This window comes from Corallococcus sp. CA049B, from assembly GCF_003611685.1.
GTDB classification, from domain to species: domain Bacteria; phylum Myxococcota; class Myxococcia; order Myxococcales; family Myxococcaceae; genus Corallococcus; species Corallococcus coralloides.
Genome location: NZ_RAWC01000114.1, coordinates 1 through 18,043, shown reverse-complemented (window position 1 = coordinate 18,043; position 18,043 = coordinate 1). Strand labels below are relative to the sequence as shown.

At 71.4% G+C, this 18,043-nt stretch carries 16 protein-coding genes; 7 read left to right on the top strand and 9 right to left on the bottom strand.

The annotated features are described in order from the left end of the window. The first annotated feature begins 201 nt into the window (after window positions 1-201). From D7W82_RS23425 to D7W82_RS23415, 3 genes are all read left to right on the top strand, one after another. The gene (locus D7W82_RS23425; protein WP_233587893.1) at window positions 202-1,116 is read left to right on the top strand and encodes an SH3 domain-containing protein; all 915 of its coding nucleotides are present in this window, start codon (window positions 202-204) and stop codon (window positions 1,114-1,116) included. Between the two features lie 72 nt (window positions 1,117-1,188). Further along, window positions 1,189-2,685, top strand: coding sequence for an anthranilate synthase component I family protein (locus D7W82_RS23420; RefSeq protein WP_120620478.1), 1,497 nt, complete (start codon window positions 1,189-1,191; stop codon window positions 2,683-2,685). Next, entirely contained in the window at window positions 2,682-3,245 is a 564-nt protein-coding gene (locus D7W82_RS23415) for an aminodeoxychorismate/anthranilate synthase component II (protein WP_120620477.1), read from the top strand. Before D7W82_RS23420 ends, D7W82_RS23415 begins: the two co-directional genes overlap by 4 nt. A gap of 7 nt (window positions 3,246-3,252) precedes the next feature. Here the strand turns inward: D7W82_RS23415 and D7W82_RS23410 are convergent, their stop codons facing one another. Genes D7W82_RS23410 through aroF form a run of 8 tightly spaced genes read right to left on the bottom strand, consistent with a single transcriptional unit; the run spans window position 3,253 to window position 9,957 of the window. Continuing rightward, window positions 3,253-3,849 (bottom strand): histidine phosphatase family protein, encoded by a 597-nt coding sequence (locus D7W82_RS23410; protein WP_120620476.1) that lies wholly within the window; start codon window positions 3,847-3,849, stop codon window positions 3,253-3,255. 14 nt (window positions 3,850-3,863) lie between these two features. After that, the gene (locus D7W82_RS23405) at window positions 3,864-4,415 is read right to left on the bottom strand and encodes a GNAT family N-acetyltransferase (protein WP_120620475.1); all 552 of its coding nucleotides are present in this window, start codon (window positions 4,413-4,415) and stop codon (window positions 3,864-3,866) included. 47 nt (window positions 4,416-4,462) lie between these two features. After that, window positions 4,463-5,254: a tryptophan synthase subunit alpha gene (gene trpA / locus D7W82_RS23400; RefSeq protein ID WP_120620474.1), complete on the bottom strand. Its 792-nt coding sequence runs from the start codon at window positions 5,252-5,254 to the stop codon at window positions 4,463-4,465. Continuing rightward, window positions 5,251-6,456, bottom strand: coding sequence for a tryptophan synthase subunit beta (trpB, locus tag D7W82_RS23395; RefSeq protein WP_120620473.1), 1,206 nt, complete (start codon window positions 6,454-6,456; stop codon window positions 5,251-5,253). Before trpB ends, trpA begins: the two co-directional genes overlap by 4 nt. Window positions 6,457-6,467: 11 nt before the next feature. After that, window positions 6,468-7,100: a phosphoribosylanthranilate isomerase gene (locus D7W82_RS23390; protein WP_120620472.1), complete on the bottom strand. Its 633-nt coding sequence runs from the start codon at window positions 7,098-7,100 to the stop codon at window positions 6,468-6,470. Continuing rightward, complete coding sequence (locus tag D7W82_RS23385) at window positions 7,097-7,915, bottom strand: indole-3-glycerol phosphate synthase TrpC (protein WP_120620471.1); 819 nt, start codon at window positions 7,913-7,915, stop codon at window positions 7,097-7,099. Before D7W82_RS23385 ends, D7W82_RS23390 begins: the two co-directional genes overlap by 4 nt. Continuing rightward, entirely contained in the window at window positions 7,912-8,928 is a 1,017-nt protein-coding gene (gene trpD, locus D7W82_RS23380) for an anthranilate phosphoribosyltransferase (RefSeq protein WP_120590563.1), read from the bottom strand. Before trpD ends, D7W82_RS23385 begins: the two co-directional genes overlap by 4 nt. A gap of 3 nt (window positions 8,929-8,931) precedes the next feature. Continuing rightward, window positions 8,932-9,957, bottom strand: a complete 1,026-nt coding sequence (gene aroF / locus D7W82_RS23375; RefSeq protein ID WP_120620470.1) for a 3-deoxy-7-phosphoheptulonate synthase — start codon at window positions 9,955-9,957, stop codon at window positions 8,932-8,934. Window positions 9,958-10,142: 185 nt separating this feature from the next. Here aroF and D7W82_RS23370 point away from each other — a divergent pair, with 185 nt between their 5' ends. From D7W82_RS23370 to D7W82_RS23355, 4 genes are all read left to right on the top strand, one after another. Continuing rightward, complete coding sequence (locus D7W82_RS23370; protein ID WP_120620469.1) at window positions 10,143-11,393, top strand: NAD(P)/FAD-dependent oxidoreductase; 1,251 nt, start codon at window positions 10,143-10,145, stop codon at window positions 11,391-11,393. A 175-nt stretch (window positions 11,394-11,568) separates the two neighbouring features. Continuing rightward, window positions 11,569-14,037, top strand: coding sequence for a S8 family peptidase (locus D7W82_RS23365; protein ID WP_120620468.1), 2,469 nt, complete (start codon window positions 11,569-11,571; stop codon window positions 14,035-14,037). An 81-nt stretch (window positions 14,038-14,118) separates the two neighbouring features. Beyond that, the gene (locus tag D7W82_RS23360; RefSeq protein ID WP_233587892.1) at window positions 14,119-14,772 is read left to right on the top strand and encodes a CPBP family intramembrane glutamic endopeptidase; all 654 of its coding nucleotides are present in this window, start codon (window positions 14,119-14,121) and stop codon (window positions 14,770-14,772) included. 24 nt (window positions 14,773-14,796) lie between these two features. Then, the gene (locus D7W82_RS23355; protein WP_120620466.1) at window positions 14,797-15,831 is read left to right on the top strand and encodes a 2-dehydropantoate 2-reductase; all 1,035 of its coding nucleotides are present in this window, start codon (window positions 14,797-14,799) and stop codon (window positions 15,829-15,831) included. A gap of 106 nt (window positions 15,832-15,937) precedes the next feature. Here the strand turns inward: D7W82_RS23355 and htpG are convergent, their stop codons facing one another. Then, window positions 15,938-17,878: a molecular chaperone HtpG gene (htpG, locus tag D7W82_RS23350; RefSeq protein WP_120620484.1), complete on the bottom strand. Its 1,941-nt coding sequence runs from the start codon at window positions 17,876-17,878 to the stop codon at window positions 15,938-15,940. Window positions 17,879-18,043 lie beyond the last annotated feature (165 nt).

Below are 18,043 nucleotides of genomic sequence, written 5' to 3'. Positions count from 1 at the left end.
GGTCCTCTAGAGGTAACGAGGCCTTGGAGCAGGGGCCACCCACGGCCGGACCCTCCAGCGCGCTCCGCTGACAAGGGGGCGGGCGTCCGTCCTGGCCCTGCTTGCGCTCCAAACGACGAAGCCAGGGACCGGAGGGCCCCTTGGATGGTGGGCGTGGACGGGGGATAAACCCGGGAACCCCCACTTCCGGACCCTTTCGTGATGCTGACGACGCCCGCGCTCCTCCTGTCCCTCACCCTGGCCCAGACCCCCCCGGCTTCGGACGCGGTGCTCGAATACAGCTCGCCGCTGACGGAGGAGAGCGCGCCGGATCCAGCGGGCTTCTCGTTCACTGCCTTCACGGCGGGCCAGACGCTCTACCTGGGCGTGGACGAGGCGAACCTGCGCGCGAGCGCGGCGGCGGACGCGGGCGTGGTGCGGACGCTGATGCTGGGCACGCCCGTGCGGGTGCTGAAGGCGGGGGCTCGCGCGACGGTCGGCGAGTACATCAACAGCTGGTACCAGGTGGCCGTCGTGGACGCGAAGGCGGCTCCAGGCGCGGCTCCCGTCACGGGTTGGGTCTTCGGCAACACGCTCACGCCGTTCCGCTTCGAGGCCGACCTGGACGGGGACGGCGAGCTGGAGGTGGCCACGGTGGTGATGAGCAACGAGTTCAAGGCGCGCGTGCGCGTGCTGGAGCCGAACGTGAAGCCGCCTCGCCGGGTGAGCAGCGTGGACGTGGCGGTCGCGTCCACGGACTACGGCGGAGGGCGGGGCGGCCCGGTGACGGTGAAGCTGGTCCCCGCGAAGGAGGCGGGCGTGACGCTGCTGCAACTGGACTCCGCGCCGGAGCGGTGTGGCGACTTCGTCACGTCCTATGTGAGCTACACCGGGCCGGATGGGAAGCCGGGGGTGCTCGGCAAGGCGAAGCTGGCGCTGGAGCTGGGGGGGCTGATGGATCCCCCGAACGAGAGCACGTTCACGGTCTCCTTCCAGGCAGCCGCGAAGCGGGCGCTGGTGGTCCGTACGAGCGTCGAGGAAGAGGAAGAAGGCAAGCCGCGGAAGGTTACGGAGCGCGAGGTCTATCAGTGGAAGGACGGCGTGTTCGCTCAGGCGAAGCCCGTCGCGAAGCCGTAGGTGCAGGGCCCGGAAGGCCGGGCACCCGGGAGCCCCTCCGGGTGAAGGAAGAGGGGGTCAGGGCAATCGACCATGGATGCGCAGGAGCGGAAGGCAGCCTACCGGCAGCGCGCGGAAGCAGGCCAGGCGGTGCCGGTGTCGGTGGAGTTGCCGGCGGACCTGGATACGCCGCTGTCGGCATACCTGAAGCTGGGCGGTGGGAGCCGCGGCTTCATCCTCGAGTCGTGCTACGGCGGCGAGCGCTTCGGGCGCTACAGCCACGTGGGCGTGAACCCGGCGGGCCGCGTGCGGCTGGACCGGGACGGGCTCACGTTGTGGCGTGGCTCGCATGAGGAGCGCCGCGAGGGCCGGCCGCTGGACGTGCTGCGCACGCTGTGGCGCGAGCTGTCCGTGGCGACGCTGCCGGGCGAGGCGCCCTTCCTGGGCGGGCTCGTGGGCTACCTGGGCTACAACGCCACGTCGTGGTTCGAGCCGAGCGTGCCGGACCGCCACCCGCGCGACACGGGCTTCCCGGACTCCGAGTGGCTCATCGCGGAGGACTTCGTCACCCACGACACGCGCACCCAGACGCTCAAGGCCATCGCCATCGCGCGGCCCGCGCTGCACGGCAGCGTCGCGGCGGCGCTGAAGGACGCGGAAGCGCGCGCGGAGGCGCTGGCGGAGAAGCTGCGCCGGCCGCTGCCGCCGGAGGCCTACGCCGCGGTCCCCGCGCAGAAGAACGCGCCGGCCCCCGTCGCGTGCTGGGACCGCGAGGGCTACGCCCGGGCGGTGGACAAGGTGAAGGAGTACGTGCGCGCGGGCGACTGCTTCCAGGCCGTGCTCGCGCGCAGGTTCGAGGCGAAGGGCGCCATCCCTCCGCTGTCGCTCTACCGGGCGCTGCGGCGGGTGAATCCGTCTCCGTACCTGTTCCTGGTGGACCTGGGCGAGGCGCGCGCGCTCGTGGGCGCGTCACCAGAGCTGCTGGTGCAGGTGCGCGATGGGGACGTGGTGGTGCGGCCCATCGCGGGCACGCGCCGCCGGGGCGGCTCCGAGGCCGAGGACCAGGCGCTGGAGAAGGAGTTGCTCGCGGACGAGAAGGAGCGCGCCGAGCACATCATGCTGGTGGACCTGGGGCGCAACGACGTGGGCCGCGTGGCCGCGCCGGGCACGGTGCGCATCGAGGACCTGATGATCATCGAGCGCTACAGCCACGTGATGCACATCGTGTCCCAGGTGCGCGGCAAGCTGGACACCACGCGCTTCGACGCGCTGGACGCGCTGGCGAGCACCTTCCCCGCGGGCACCGTGTCGGGCGCGCCGAAGATCCGCGCGATGCAGATCATCGACGAGCTGGAGCCCATGCGGCGCGGGCCCTATGCCGGCGCGGTGGGCTACCTGTCCTTCTGCGGCACGCTGGACGTGGCCATCGCGCTGCGCACCTTCTTCGTGGATGGCGACCGCACGATGTGGACCGCTGGCGCGGGGCTGGTGGCGGACTCGGACCCCATCAAGGAAGCGGACGAGACGGAGGCGAAGGCGGGCGCCATGGCCGCCGCGCTGCGCCTGGCTCGCGAAGGAGGTGGGCGGTGATCCTCGTCATCGACAACTACGACTCGTTCACCTTCAACCTGGTGCAGCTGCTCTACACGCTGGGCGCGGAGGTGAAGGTGGTGCGCAACGACGCGCTGGATGTCGCGGGCATCGCGGCGTCGGGCGCGTCCCACCTGGTGGTGTCCCCGGGGCCGTGCACGCCGCACGAGGCCGGGGTGAGCGTGGCGGCCATCTCCCAGTCTCGCGTGCCGGTGCTGGGCGTGTGCCTGGGACACCAGTCCATTGGCGCGGCGTTCGGCGGGCAGGTGGTGCGCGCGCCGGAGCCCGTGCACGGCAAGGCGGCGCACATCCGGCACGACGGCACCGGTGTCTTCACCGGCGTGCGGCAGGGCTTCCAGGCGGCGCGCTACCACTCGCTGGTGGTGGCGGCGCAGTCCATGCCCGCGGAGCTGGAGGCCACGGCGTGGAGCCAGGACGGCCTGGTGATGGCGCTGCGCCACCGCACGCGGCCGGTGGTGGGTTTGCAATTCCATCCGGAGAGCGTGCTGACGCCGGAGGGCCCGTCGCTGGTGCGCAACTTCCTGGAGGGGAAGCTGTAGCGGAACGTCAGTCCTTCAGGTGAGTGGTGTCGTTCCAGCTCACGAGGACCGGCTGTCTGCCGCCGGCCTCGGAGCCCAGCACGCTGAGGGACGCGGTGCCCAGGTGGAAGAGCCTGCCTCCGTCCGGGGGCAGGCCCAGCCAGCGCGAGGCGAGGATGCGCAGCATGTGCCCGTGCGAGAAGAGGAGCACGTCGTCCTGGAGCGCGCGCGCCTCCGCGATGATGCGGTCGGCCCGGGCGCCCACTTCTTCCAGCGTCTCGCCGTTGGGCACGCCGTCCTTCCACAGCGTCCAGTCCGGGCGCGTGGTGCGGATGTCCGCGCCGGTGCGGCCCTCGTAGTCGCCGTAGTTGAACTCCATCAGGTCGTTCTTCTTCTGGGCCACGTCGCCGTAGCCCGCGAGCACGCACGTCTCCAGCGCGCGCGTCAGCGGGCTGGTCCACACGGCGGCGAAGCGCCACTTGTTCAGCGGCGCGCGGAGCCGCTCCGCCATCTGGCGGCCCTCTTCCAACAGCGGCAGGTCCGTGCGGCCGGTGTGCTGGCTGCTGCGGCTCCACTCCGTCTCACCGTGACGGACGAGGACCACCTGGGGGGCGCGTGTGTTCATGGCGCCAATCTGTACTACCGCTTGCGTGTCCGCCACTCCTCACGGCTCTGGCCCCAGATCTCCACCTCGTGGTCGTTGTAGGGCGCCGGCAGCATGCCCATGCGCAGGAAGCGCGAGCCCAGGCGGCGGGCCACCTGCTTCGAGGGCTCGTTCGGCGGGGAGATGGAGTGGATGACCTCCGTCCACCCGAGGTGCTCGAAGGCCCAGTCGATGGTGGCCGCGGCGCCTTCTGTCGCGTAGCCCTTGCCCCACGCGTCGCGAGACAGGCCCCAGCCGACCTCCGGGCCCGGCCACTCGGCGGGCTGCCAGGGCCCCAGCCGGCCCACCCACTTGCCGGTGGACTTCTCGAACACGGAGAACATGGCGAAGCCCTGGAGCACCCAGGAGCCGGCCATGGCGCAGACGGCGCGCCACACGTTGGAGCGGGGCTGGAGGCCGCCGATGTAACGCGCGGTCTGCTCGTCCGCCATCATCGCCACGAAGCCCTCCAGGTCCTGGAGCGTGGGCGGACGCAGGATGAGGCGCGGCGTTTCGAGGGTGGGCCCCAGGATGGGCGGGGTGTGCATGTCCGGTCTCCTGGCGCCGGCGAGGTGCCGGCGCGTGGAGAGGGACCTTAGCGCTTCAGGCCGCGCTTGATGTCCGCGCAGAGCTGCTTCGCCGCGGCCGGGCCGTCCGAGTGGGCGGCCTTCACCAGCGCGCTGCCCACCACGACGCCGTCCGCGTGGGCCACCAGCGGCCGGGCCGTGTCCGCGTTGGAGATGCCGAAGCCCGCCACCACCGGCACGGACGCGGCGCGCTTCACCAGATCCAACCGCTGGGACAGGTCCGGCGGCAGCTCCGCGCGCATGCCGGTGACGCCCGCCACGGACACGCAATAGACGAAGCCTCGCGCGTCCTTCGCGATGGCTTGCGCGCGCGCGGGCGGCGTGGTGGGCGCGCACAGGGGCACCAGGTCCACGCCCTCCTTGTCGAACGCGGCGCGGATGCCCGCGCTCTCTTCCGGGGGCAGGTCCGGGAGGATGGTGCCCGAGATGCCCCGCTCGCGCGCGAGCTTCGCGTAGCGCTCCTCCCCCATGGCCATCACCACGTTGACGTAGGTCATGATGACCAGCGGCGTCTCCGGGCAGCGGCGGCGCACCTCCGGCACCACTTCGTCCAGCACGCGGCGCAGGGTGGCTCCGGCCTTCAGCGCCCGCTCGGACGCGGCCTGGATGACAGGGCCGTCCGCGATGGGGTCGCTGAACGCCACGCCAATCTCCAGCACGTCCGCGCCGCCCTCCACCATCGCGGCGAAGACATCCACGGACTTCGGCAGGTCCGGGTCGCCCGCCATCGCGTACGCCACCAGCGCGCCTTCTCCCCGGGCCTTCGCCTTCGCGAACGCCTTGCCCAGCTCCGTGCTCATGACTTCACCCCCGTGGCCGGTGGCACGCCGCGCGCCGAGATGGTCGCGACGTCCTTGTCACCCCGGCCCGAGCAGTTGATGACCAGGTGCTTGCCCTTGCCCAGGTCGCGGGCCAGCGAGCGCGCCGCCGCGAACGCGTGCGACGTCTCCAGCGCGGGGAGGATGCCCTCCGTGCGGGCGACCTCGTAGAAGGCGGAGAGCGCGTCATCGTCCGTCGCGGTGCGCACCTCCATGCGCCCCGTCTTCGCCAGGTGCGCCAGCTCCGGCCCCACGCCCGGGTAGTCCAGGCCGGCGGAGATGCTGTGCGCCTCCTGAATCTGGCCGTTCTCGTCCTGGAGCACCAGCGAGCGCGACCCGTGCAGCACGCCCTCCGTGCCCAGCGTCAGCGACGCGCCGTGCTGGCCGGAGTCCAGGCCGTGGCCCGCCGCCTCCACGCCGACGAGCCGCACCGCCGTGTCCGGGATGAAGGGGTGCAGCGCGCCGATGGCGTTCGAGCCGCCGCCCACGCACGCGATGATGGCGTCCGGCAGCCGGCCCATCGTGGCCATCGTCTGGGCGCGAAGCTCCCGGCCGATGACGGATTGGAAGTCGCGCACGATGGTGGGGTAGGGGTGCGGGCCCGCCGCGCTGCCGATGACGTAGTAGGTGTCCTGCACCTGCGACACCCAGACGCGCATGGCTTCGTTCATCGCGTCCTTGAGCGTGCGCGAGCCCGACTCCACCGGCCGCACCACCGCGCCCAGCGCGCGCATGCGGAATACGTTGAGCGCCTGACGCTCCACGTCCAGCGCGCCCATGAACACCTCGCAGGGCAGGCCGAAGAGCGCGCACGCGGTGGCGGTGGCCACGCCGTGCTGGCCCGCGCCCGTCTCCGCGATGATGCGCTTCTTGCCCATGCGCCGGGCGAGCAGCACCTGGCCCACGGTGTTGTTGATTTTGTGCGCGCCCGTGTGCGCCAGGTCCTCGCGCTTGAGCCACACCTGCGCGCCACCCCACGCCTCCGTGAGGCGGTGCGCGGGCGTCAGCGTGGTGGGACGGCCCACGTATTCGCGCAGCACGCGGGTGACCTCCTCGCCGAAGGACGCGTCGGCTTGCGCCTTCGCGTAGGCCTCTTCCAGCTCCAGCAGCGCCGGGACCAGGGTCTCCGGCACATAGCGTCCGCCGTAACGGCCGAAGCGGCCCACGGCAGTGTCCGTCGTCATGGCACGACTCCTCAGGGGTTGAGGGACTGGACCGTGCGCACGAAGGCGCGCACCGCGTCCAGGTCCTTGATGCCAGGGGAGGACTCCACTCCGCTGGCCACGTCCACACCGTAGGGCCGGGTGGCCCTCACGGCCTCGGCCACGTTGGAAGGCTTGAGGCCGCCCGCCACCAGCACCGGCAGGCCGCAGTCCGACAGCTGCTTCACCAGCGACCAGTCGAAGGTGACGCCGCCGCCGCCGTAGCCCGGGGCCGCGCCATCCAGGAGCAGCCCCGCTACATCGCCCACGCCCACGTAGCTCCTGGCCTTCTCCACGTCGTCCGGCCCTCGCACGCGCAGCGCCTTGATGATGGGCACGCCGTAGCCGGAGCAGTCCTCGGGGGACTCGTCGCCGTGGAGCTGCACGGCGGTGAGGCCGCATTCGCGCACGCGCACCCGGATGTCCTCCGGCTTCGCGTTGACGAAGACGCCCACCATCGCGGCCAAGGGGGGCCGCGTGCGCGCGATGCTCGCCGCCGTGGCCAGGTCCACGAAGCGGGGAGAGCCCGGATGGAAGTTGAGTCCCATCGCGTCCGCGCCCGCGGCCCACACGCCCTTCGCGTCCGCGATGCGGGTCACGCCGCAGACCTTGACCAGGACCTTCATGTCGCGCCGCCTTCCAGGCCGAGCAGCCGGCGCAGGGCCCGGCCGGGGTCCGCGTCGCGCAGGAGGGACTCGCCCACGAGCACGGCGTTGGCGCCCGCGTCGCGCGCGGCGGTGAGGTCCGCCAGGTGCTTGAGGCCGCTCTCCGCCACCAGGGCGGTGGACCGGGAGCGCAGCGCGGGCATCACCCGGAGCGCCGTGCCGGTGTCCGTCTTCAGCGTGGCGAGGTCGCGGTTGTTGAGGCCGATGATGCTCGCGCCCGCGGCGAGCGCGCGTTCGGCGTGCGCCTCCGTGTGGGCCTCCACGAGCGCGGCCACGCGCACCTGCTTCGCGGCGGCGAGCATCTCCCGGAGCTCCGTGTCTGAAAGCGCGTCCGCGATGAGCAGCACCGCGTCCGCGCCCCAGGCCGCGCTCTCCTCCACCTCGCTGGCGGCGACGAGGAAGTCCTTGCGCAGCACGGGGATGGAGACGGCGGCCCGGACCGCGACCAGGTCCTCCAGGCTGCCGCCGAAGTCCGGCCCGTCCGTGAGCACGCTGATGGCGCAGGCGCCGGCGGCTTCATAGGAGCGGGCCACCGCGACCACGTCCGCGTGCGGGAAGGCGCCGCCCGAGGGGCTCTTGCGCTTCACCTCCGCGATGACGTTGACCGGATGGCCGAGCGTGCGCCGCACCAGCGCCTGGGCGAAGTCCCGCGTGGGAGGATGCGCGCCGTGCGTGGGAGGAGGGCGCGTGCCCAGCTCCCGGCGCTTGCGCGCCATGATGACGTCCAGCGTGCCGGGCGCGTCCACGGGCTTCGCGGCCGAAGAGGAGGCCGTCATGCCGCGACCCTCTGGATGAGCGCCGCGAGCTTGCGTTCGGCGGCCCCGGAGTCGATGGCGTGCTCGGCCCGCTTCACGCCCTCCTTCAGGGTGTCCACCAGCCCCACGATGAGCAGCGCGGCGGCCGCGTTGAGCAGCACCGCCGTGCGCACGCCGTCGCGCTCTCCCGCGAGCAGCGCGCGCAGGCGCTTCGCGTTCTCCTCCGCGTCGCCTCCCGCGATGGACTCACGCGGCACCATCGTCAGGCCCGCGTCCTCCGGCGTCACGGTGAAGCGGCGCACGGTGCCGTCCGCGCACAGCTCCGCGACCTCCGTGGGCGCGCAGGGCGAAATCTCGTCCAGCCCGTCGTGCCCGTGCACCACCCAGGCGCGCCGGCTGCCCAGCCGCCCCAGCACTCGCGCGGTCTGCTCCACGCGCTGCCGGTCGAACGTGCCCAGCAGCTGGTAGCGCGCCCCCGCGGGGTTCGTCAGCGGTCCCAGCAGGTTGAACACGCTGTGGAAGCCCAGGTCCCTGCGCGCCTGCGCCACGTGCCTCAGGGCGCTGTGGTGCGAGGGCGCGAAGAGGAAGCCCACCCCGTGCTCGTCGATGTCGCGCGCCACCTGCGCGTGCGCCCGCTCCATGGACACGCCCAGCGCCGCCAGCACGTCCGCGCTGCCGCAGCGGCTGGAGACCGCGCGGTTGCCGTGCTTGGCCACCGTCGCCCCCGCCCCGGCGGCCACGAAGGCCACCGCGGTGGAGATGTTGAAGGTGTGCGCCCCATCACCCCCGGTACCGCAGGTGTCGAGCACCACCTCCGCTACGGGAGCGATCTTCGCCGCGCAGGCCCGCATGGCCTCCGCCGCGCCGAGGATTTCATCCTCGGTCTCTCCCTTCATGCGCAGCGCGGCCGCCAGCGCACCAATCTGCGCGGCGGATGCCTCGCCCGCGAGCATCTGGCCCATGACGGAGGCCATCTCCTCGCGGGAGAGGTCGCGCCGGCTCACCACCTTGCCCAGCGCTTCCTTGAGGGTCATGGCCTATCCCAGCCTGACCGTTTCGCGTCCCATCGCCTGGGCGATGGCCCGCACTTCACCCATGGCCTTCTCGAACTCGGCGAAGTCCAGCGACTGGAAGCCGTCCGACCTGGCGCGCGGCGGATCCGGGTGCACCTCCACGATGAGGCCGTCCGCGCCCGCGGCGACCGCGGCCCGCATCATCGCGGGGACGGCCTTGCGCACGCCGATGCCGTGCGACGGGTCCACGAACACCGGCAGGTGCGTGAGCGCCTTGAGCATGGGCACCGCGTTCAAGTCCAACGTGTTGCGCGTCATGTTCTCGAACGTGCGGATGCCCCGCTCGCAGAGGATGACCTGGGTGTTGCCGCGCGCGACGATGTACTCGGCCGCCATCAACAGCTCCTTGATGGTGGCGCTGATGCCGCGCTTGAGCAGGACGGGCTTGCGCGTCTCGCCCACCGCCTCCAGCAGGCTGAAGTTCTGCATGTTGCGCGCGCCCACCTGGAGGATGTCGGTGTGCTGCGCGACGGAGTCCAGCGTCGCCGTGTCCTTCACCTCCGTCGTCACCAGCAGGCCCGTCTCCTTGCGCGCCTCCGCGAGCAGCGCCAGGCCGTCACCCTTGAGGCCCTGGAACTCATAGGGGCTGGTGCGCGGCTTGAACGCGCCGCCGCGCAGCATGGTGGCGCCCGCCTGCTTCACCGCCTGCGCGGTGGAGATGATCTGCTCGCGCGACTCCACGGAGCAGGGGCCAGCGATGACGTGGATGGCGGCGCCGCCGAGCGTGAGGTCGCCCACGCGCACCAGGCTGTCCTCCGGCTTCACCTCGCGGCTGACCAGCTTGAAGGGCTGGGAGATGGCGACCGCGTCCGCGACGCCAGGGAGCACGCGGAAGGGCTCCGGCTCCACCGCGCCCGGGTTGCCGGTGATGCCGATGGCGGTGCGGGAGCCCCCTGCGATCGCGTGCGGATGCCAACCACGGCGGCGGATCTCATCGTTCACTCGCTCGATGTCCTGGGCCGTCGCGTCTGGGCGCATCACGATCAACATGGGGGAACGCCTGCTCTTTCTCTCCGAAGGACACGCAGGCGGATGCCTGCGTGGGTGTGCCTGGAGCACCGTGCACACGGCAACCTTTGCCGTAACTGTCGGATGCCCGCAACCGAACCAGAGTCTCGCTTGCACGTCTTGGCGTTATCAAGCCAGGGTCCGCACGCTCGGACGGGAGGCGGACCATGGCGAAGCGGCCCGGGGTCATCGTGGTGGGTGGGGGGCTCGCGGGCCTGGCGTGCGCGACGGCGCTGTTGGAGGCGCGCGTGGACGCGCACGTGCTGGAAGCAGGGGACGCGCCGGGCGGCAGAGTGCGCACCGACTCCCACGAGGGGTTCCTGCTGGACCGGGGCTTCCAGGTGTACCTCACCGCCTATCCGGAAGGCCGGCGGGTGCTGGACCTGAAGGCCCTGTCGCTCCAACGCTTCATCCCCGGCGCGAAGGTGTGGCGGGGTGGGCGGTTGCACACGCTGGCGGACCCGCTGCGGCATCCCGTCACGGCGGTGTCACATCTGTTCGATGCTCCGGGGGGCCTGGCGGACAAGCTGCGCGTGCTGGAGCTGCGGCAGCACGCCACGTCCGGTGAGCTGGGGGACTTGTGGCAGCGGCCCCAACAGGAGTCGCGGCGCTTCCTGCTCGACCTGGGCTTCTCCGAGGAGATGCTCGAGGCGTTCTTCACGCCCTTCCTGGGAGGCATCTTCCTGGAGCGGGGGCTGACGACGTCCAGCCGGATGCTGGAGTTCGTGTTCCGGATGTTCGCGACGGGCTCCGCGGCCGTGCCCGCGCAGGGGATGGGCGCCATCCCCGAGCAGCTGGCGGCGAAGCTGCCCTCGGGCGCGCTGCGGATGCGCGTGCAGGTGGAGGAGGTCTGGGGGCACCGCGTGCGCCTGCCCGGCAGTGAGCTGCTGCACGCGGACGCCGTGGTGGTGGCGACGGACCCTGGCAGCGCGGTGTCGCTGCTCGTGGGCATGCCCGCGCCCCGGATGAACCGCGTGACGTGCCTGTACTTCGCCGCGCCGGAGCCGCCGGTGGAGGGGCCGTGGCTCGTGCTCGACGGCGAGGGGCGCGGACCGGTGAACAACGTGGCGGTGATGAGCGAGGTGTCCGCCGCGTACGCGCCCCAGGGCCAGGCGCTGGTGTCCGTGTCGGTGGTGGATGACCCGGGCGGCGCGGACTCACTGGAGGCGCGCGTGCGCGCGCAGCTCACGGAGTGGTTTGGCGCGGCGGTGTCCGCGTGGCGGCACCTGCGCACGTATGTCATCCCGGACGCCCTGCCCGCACAGCCTCCGTCCGCGCTGATGGAACCGCACCGGCCCGTGCGGCTGGCCGCGGGGCTCTACGTGTGCGGAGACCACCGGGAGAACGCCTCCATCGACGGAGCGCTCGCGTCGGGGCGCCGCGCGGCGGAGGCGGTGTTGCAGGACCTGGGGAGATAGACCCCCGCGCGCTCCCTGTTGCCTGCGAAGCAGCGCGTTGCCTTCCAGACAACACCCCGGTGAGGGCGGAAGCGCGGAGGGGGGACCGGCCAGCCGGGCCCCTGGCGGCTGGACGCGTTGCCCTCAGCGGACCTAGGGTCGGACGCTCTCACTTGTTCTTCCAAGGAATGCGTTCATGCTCCGCCGCCTTGCCCTCCTGGGATTGCTCGGTCTCGCGGCCTGTCCCGGCGACAACAAAGACGATGATGACGACGACACCGATACGCTGAAGGGGACCATTTCGGGCTCCCTGCAGCCGTTCCAGGCTGGCTCCGCCGCCGCGAACGCCGGGTCGTCGCTGGATGCGTTCTTCTCCCTGCCGGGCGCGAAGGACCTGTCCCACAAGGTCTCCAAGGCCCTGGCGGCGCGAGGCGTGTGGCGCACGGGCATCCCGTCCAAGCCGCTGACGCACGAGGCGTCGCTGCTGCCGGGAGAGATCATCATCCGCTTCGACACGCCGGACCTGTCCGCGGAGGAGGCCGTCGCGCAGGCGCGCGTCGCGGGCTACCACGTCGTGCACCAGGCCTACCTGAGCGAGACGCAGCACCTGCTGCGCTACGAGGTGAGCCAGCCGCAGGCGATGTCCGGCGGCACGCCCACCGTGCGCGCCCTCACCGAGGCCGAGCACGTGCGCGTGCTCCAGCAGGTGCAGGCCGTGCAGGGCGTGCAGAACGCGGAGAGCAACCTGCGCGTGCGGGCGCTGGCCGTGCCGAATGATCCGCTCTACTCGCGGCAGTGGCACTACAAGAACATGAACCTGCCGGCGGCCTGGGAGCTGGGCACGGGGAGCGAGTCCATCGTCGTCGCCGTGGTGGACACCGGCATCACGAGGCACCCGGACCTGGACTCGCGCGTGCTGCCGGGCGTGGACCTCATCTCCAGCGCCGCCAACGCGGGTGACGGCGATGGCGTGGACACCGACCCGACGGACAACGGCAGGGACCTGCCCAACGGCGGCTCGTCGTACCACGGCACGCACGTGGCGGGGACCATTGGCGCGTCGTCCAACAATGGCGTGGGCGTGGCGGGCGTCACCTGGTCCGGCCGGAACATCCTGCCGGTGCGCGTGCTGGGCACGCAGGGCGGCTCGACGGCGGACATCATCGCGGGCGTCACCTGGGCCAGCGGCGGCAGTGTCCCCGGCGTCCGGGCGAACACCACGCCCGCTCGGGTCATCAACATGAGCCTGGGCGGCAGCGGTGCGCCGTCTTCGCAGCTTCAGAGCGCCATCAACGCGGCCACCGAGCGCGGGGCCATCCTGGTGGTGGCCGCGGGCAACGAGAACGAGAACACCTCCAACAGCTACCCCTGCAACCAGCAGAACGTCATCTGCGTGGGCGCGGCGCGCTTCAACGGGAAGCGCGCCAGCTACTCCAACTTCGGCACGCAGGTGGACGTGATGGCCTCCGGTGGCCAGACGAGCGAGGACCGCAACGGCGACGGCTTCCCGGACGGCGTGCTGTCCACGCTGCCCAACAGCAGCAACCAGCCTTCCTATGAGTGGTACCAGGGCACCAGCATGGCCACCCCGCACGTGGCGGGCATCGTGGCGCTGATGCTGGCGCAGGACGCCACGCTCAAAACGGCGGACGTGGAGGCCATCCTGAAGGAGACCGCGGACACGACGAGCCAGTGCTCCGAGGGCTGCGGCGCGGGCCTGGTGGACGCGTACGCCGCCGTGCTGCGCGCCAAGGGCGGCGGGGACCCGTCGCTGCCCCCGAAGCTGGCCATCACCACCACGCAGCTGTCCTTCACCGGCGCGTCGTCGCAGGCTCTGACGGTGCGCAACAACGGCGGCGGCACGCTGCAGGTGAGCGTGGCCGTCTCCGGTGCCAACGCCTCCGCGGTGTCCGTCTCCAGCAGCTCGCTGTCGGTCCCCGCGTACAAGTCCACGGCGCTGAACGTCAGCGTCACCCCGGGCTCGCTGGCGCCGGGCAGCTACGTGGCGCAGATCGACCTGACCGGCGCGTCGGGCGCGGGCTCCGCGCAGGTGCTGGTGAAGTTCCGCGTGGGCGCCATGGATGAGAAGGACGCCGTCATCGGGTTCGCGTACCTGGACGCGGCGGGCGAGGTGCAGGTCGACGACGATGGCATCGCCCTGGTGCCCGCATCCGGTGGATACAACTACAGCCTGAAGATGACCCCGCGCGACTACCTGGTGCTGGCGTCCATCGACGACACCGGCGAAGGGGACTACTTCGACGACGGCGACCGCGTGGGCTTCTGGCGCGACACCACCCAGGTGGAGACCGTCACGGTCACGAAGGGCAAGACGACCAGCGGCATCAGCTTCACCCTGGTGCCCTACCAGTCGGACGACGACCACACGCCCACGACGACCATCGGTGGGGCGTGCACCACCAACGGTGCGTGCGGCACCGGTGGCCTGTGCCTCACCGGCGCCAGCTTCCCGGGCGGCTACTGCACCCAGGATTGTGTGAGCGACAGCTGCCCGTCGGGTTCGGCCTGCTACAGCAACGACCGCGGCGCCACCGCCTACTGCTTCGTGACCTGCACGCCGTCGGACAGCAGCCCCCAGGGCTCGTGCCGCACCGGCTACCGCTGCGTCAGCGACGGCGCGGGCAACGGCGCGTGCCTCCCGTAGTGTCGTGATGGTTCGTCCCGGCGGTGCATGTGTGAACGTGCCCGCCGGTGTCCATCGCGCCGGGGTACGCTGCCGCGCGCGATGACTGCTTCTTCCGTTGGACCGCCGTCAGCCGGTGACGCGGCCCTGCCACTCTGGCGGGTCGCGGCCGCTGGCGGCGTGCTGGCCTGGACGGCGCTGGTGCATGTGCATCCGCCGCGCTTCTTCGCCGTCGCTTCCGTCTTCTGCGCCGTCTGGCTCGCGGTGACGTGGCGGGCGATGGGCCCCTGGCGGAGGCCGCCTCCCTCCCTGTCGCTTCCGGATGCCGCGTGGGGTGTCGCCCAGGCGGTGGTGCTGTACGCGGGCGCGCGGGCCTTCCTGTGGGCGTTCTGCGGCGGCTTCACCGACGCGCTCTGCGCGCCGCTGCAATCCGTCTACTCGACGTTCGGTACAGGGTCGCTGGGGACGGCGCTGGCCCTGGTGCTGCTGCTCGTCCCGGCGGAGGAGCTGTTCTGGCGCGGGTGGGTGCAGGGCGCGCTGCGTCCCCGGCTGGGCCGGTGGGGCGCGGTCGCCGGGTCGGCGGTGCTGTCGAGCGTGGTGCTGCTGGGCTTCGGTGAGCCGTTGCTGGCCCTGGCCGCGCTGCCCACGTCGCTCGCCTGGGGCTCGCTGGCCGAGTGGCGCCGGACGCCTGTCGCGGCCTGGGTGAGCCATGCCCTGTGGGACGTGCTCATCGTCGTGGTGTGGCCCGCGACGTGAGCGCGCATGCCACAATGCGCGCCCATGGCTTCGACTCCTGAGGTGGTCGTCTTCGGCGCGGGCAGCATCGGCTGTTACGTGGGCGGGCGGCTCGCCGCGACGGGCGCGACGGTGCGCTTCCTCGGCCGCGAGCGGGTGGTGGCGGAGGTGCGTGCGCATGGCCTGCACCTGACGGACTGGCAGGGCGCGGACCTGAAGGTGCCGGCGGCGGACGTGCGCATCGACACGGAGCCGGAGGCGCTGTCCACGGCGGACCTGGTGCTCGTCACGGTGAAGTCTGCGGCGACGGAGGAGGCGGGTCGGACGCTCGCGCCGCGACTCAAGCCCGGGGCTGTCGTCATCAGCTTCCAGAACGGACTGCACAACGCGGCGGTGCTGCGGGGGCTTCTGCCCGGCCACACGGTGCTCACGGGGATGGTGCCCTTCAACGTCGCGGCGCAGGGGCAGGGGCACTTCCACGCGGGGTCGGAGGGCACGCTGGAGGTGGAGCGGCACGCGGTGCTCGCGCCGTTCGTGGAGGCCTTCACCCGCGCGGGGCTGGCGCTGAAGCAGCACGCGGACATCGTCGCGGTCCAGTGGGCGAAGCTGTTGTTCAACCTCAACAACGCGCTCAACGCGCTGGCGAACCTGCCGTTGAAGGAGGAGCTGTCCCAGCGCGCGTGGCGGCGGTGCCTGGCGCTCGCGCAGGGCGAGGCGCTGGCGGTGCTGGAGCGGGCCGGGGTGAAGCCCGCGAAGCTGACGCCGCTGCCGCCGGGGTGGATTCCCGTGCTGCTGGGTGCTCCGGACGCGGTGTTCGGTGTGCTGGCGAAGAAGATGCTGGCCATCGACCCGAAGGCGCGTTCGTCCATGTGGGACGACCTGCACGCGGGCCGCAAGACAGAGGTGGACTACCTCAACGGCGAGGTGGTCCGGCTGGCCCACCAGCACGGCCTCTCCGCGCCGGTGAACTCACGGCTCGTGGAGCTCATCCGTGAAGCGGAAGGCGGCAACCGTCGCGCTTGGACCGGGGAGGCGCTGCTCGCGGACCTGAAGCAGGCGGAACTCGAAAACTGGGGCTGAGGCTCATGACCGCGCGTGGCGGGCCTCTGAGGCCCGCGCACCCACGGGAGCTTCACCCACAGGGGCGTGGCGGGTTCATCACTCCCGCCACGCCGTGGACCTTCTCTCAGGTGGACTGCGCCTGGGTGGCCGTGGGCGGCGGCACCTGGGTGGCCACCTGCGTGAGCAGCGCCGTCATGCGCCGGGCGAAGCGGTTCGGATCGCTCAGCGGGCTGCCTTCCGTGAGCAGCGCCTGGTCGTGGAGCAGCTCAATCCACTCACCCACCTGCGGCGCGGCCGGGTCGTTCGCGAGGAGCCCGCGCAGGTGCTCGATGACCGGGTGCTTGGGATTGACCTCCAGGATGCGCTTGATGCGCGGCATCCCCTTGCCGCGCTCCTTGAGCAGGCGCTCCAGGTAGGCCGGCGTGCCGCCCTCCGACACCACCAGGCACACCGGCGAGTCCGTGAGGCGGTCCGACACGCGCACCTCGCGCACGTCCTCCTTCAGCACGTCCTTCATCTTGTCCGTCAGGCCCTTGAGCCCTTCGGACTGCTGCTCCTTCGCCTTCTTCTCCTCCTCCGTGGACTGGAGCTTCAGGTCCGCGTTGAGCGCGGAGACCAGCGGCTTGCCCTGGAACTCGCGCAGGCCCTGCGCGGCCCACTCGTCCACCGGGTCCGTCATGAAGAGCACCTCGTAGCCGCGCTGCTTCAGCGCCTCCAGGTGCGGGCTGTCCGCCACCGCCTTCCGGCTCTCGCCGTAGACGTAATAGATGGCCTCCTGGCCCTCCTTCATGCGGCCCACGTAGTCCGCCAGCGACGTGAGGCCCTCTTCCCGCGAGGACTCGTAGCGCACCAGCGCGCCCAGCTTCTCGCGGTACTCCGTCTCCAGCGTCAGGCCCTCCTTCACCACCGTGCCGAAGGACTCCCAGAACGCGCGGTAGTCGTCCGGCTTGTCCTTGGCCAGCTTCTCCAGGAGGTCCAGCGACTTCTTCACCACGTGCTTGCGGATGGCGCGCACCACCGCCGAGTCCTGCAACATCTCACGCGACACGTTGAGCGGCAGGTCGTCCGAGTCGATGACGCCGCGCACGAAGCGCAGCCACTGCGGCACCAGGTCCTCGCAGCGGTCCATGATGAACACGCGCTTCACGAACAGCCGCACGCCGCGCTGCTGCTGCGAGTTCAAATCGAACGGCGGGTGCCTGGGCACGAAGAGCAGGCCCGTGAACTGCTGCGTGCCGTCCGCCTTGAAGTGCGTCCACGCCAGCGGCTTGTCGTAGTCGTGCGTCAGGTGCTTGTAGAACTCCTGGTACTGCTCGTCCGTGATTTCACTCTTCGGACGCTGCCAGAGGGCGCTCGCCTTGTTCACCACCTCCAGCGCCTGCTCCGTGGCCTGCGTGTCCCCGCTGCCCACGTGCTTGGTCACCTGGAGCTTGATGGGGTGGCCCACGTAGTCCGAGTACTGGGTGATGAGCTGCTTCAGCTTCCACTCGTCCAGGAACTCCTTCTGGTCCGCCTTCAGGTGCAGCGTGATGGCGGTGCCGCGCGTGGCCTTCTCCGCCGGCTCCACCGTGAACGTGCCGTGCGCCTCCGACGCCCACTTCCACGCGGACGTCTCACCCGCGGCGCGGCTCACCACCTCCACGCGGTCCGCCACCAGGTACGCGCTGTAGAAGCCCACGCCGAACTGGCCGATGAGCTGCACGTCGTTCTTGCCCTTCTGCGCCAGCGCCTGGAGGAACTCGCGCGAACCCGAGTGCGCGATGGTGCCCAGGTTCTTCACCAGCTCGTCGTGCGTCATGCCGATGCCGGTGTCCTCGATGGTGAGGGTGCCCTTGTCGGCGTCGGGGACGATTCTCAGCTCCAGCGCGGGCTCGTCCTTGAGCAGCTCCGGCTCCGTGATGGAGCGGAAGCGCAGCTTGTCCAGCGCGTCGGACGCGTTGGACACCAGCTCCCGCAGGAAGATCTCCTGGTGGCTGTAGAGCGAGTTGATGACCAGGCTCAGCAGCTGCTGGATCTCCGCCTGGAATGAGTGGGTTTCCCGCTGGGGGTGGGTCTCTGCGGACATGAAGGCCTCCGGGCGCTGAACGGAACGCGCCAATGCCCTTCCCCATAACCATGCCCGCCGGCTTGTCGAGAAGAGGGAATCCACCCACACCCGTCGCTGGGAGGCGGGGGCGGGTTGGGGTAGGGAAGGGGGCATGCCCAAGTCCAGAACCCTGCTGCCCCTGCT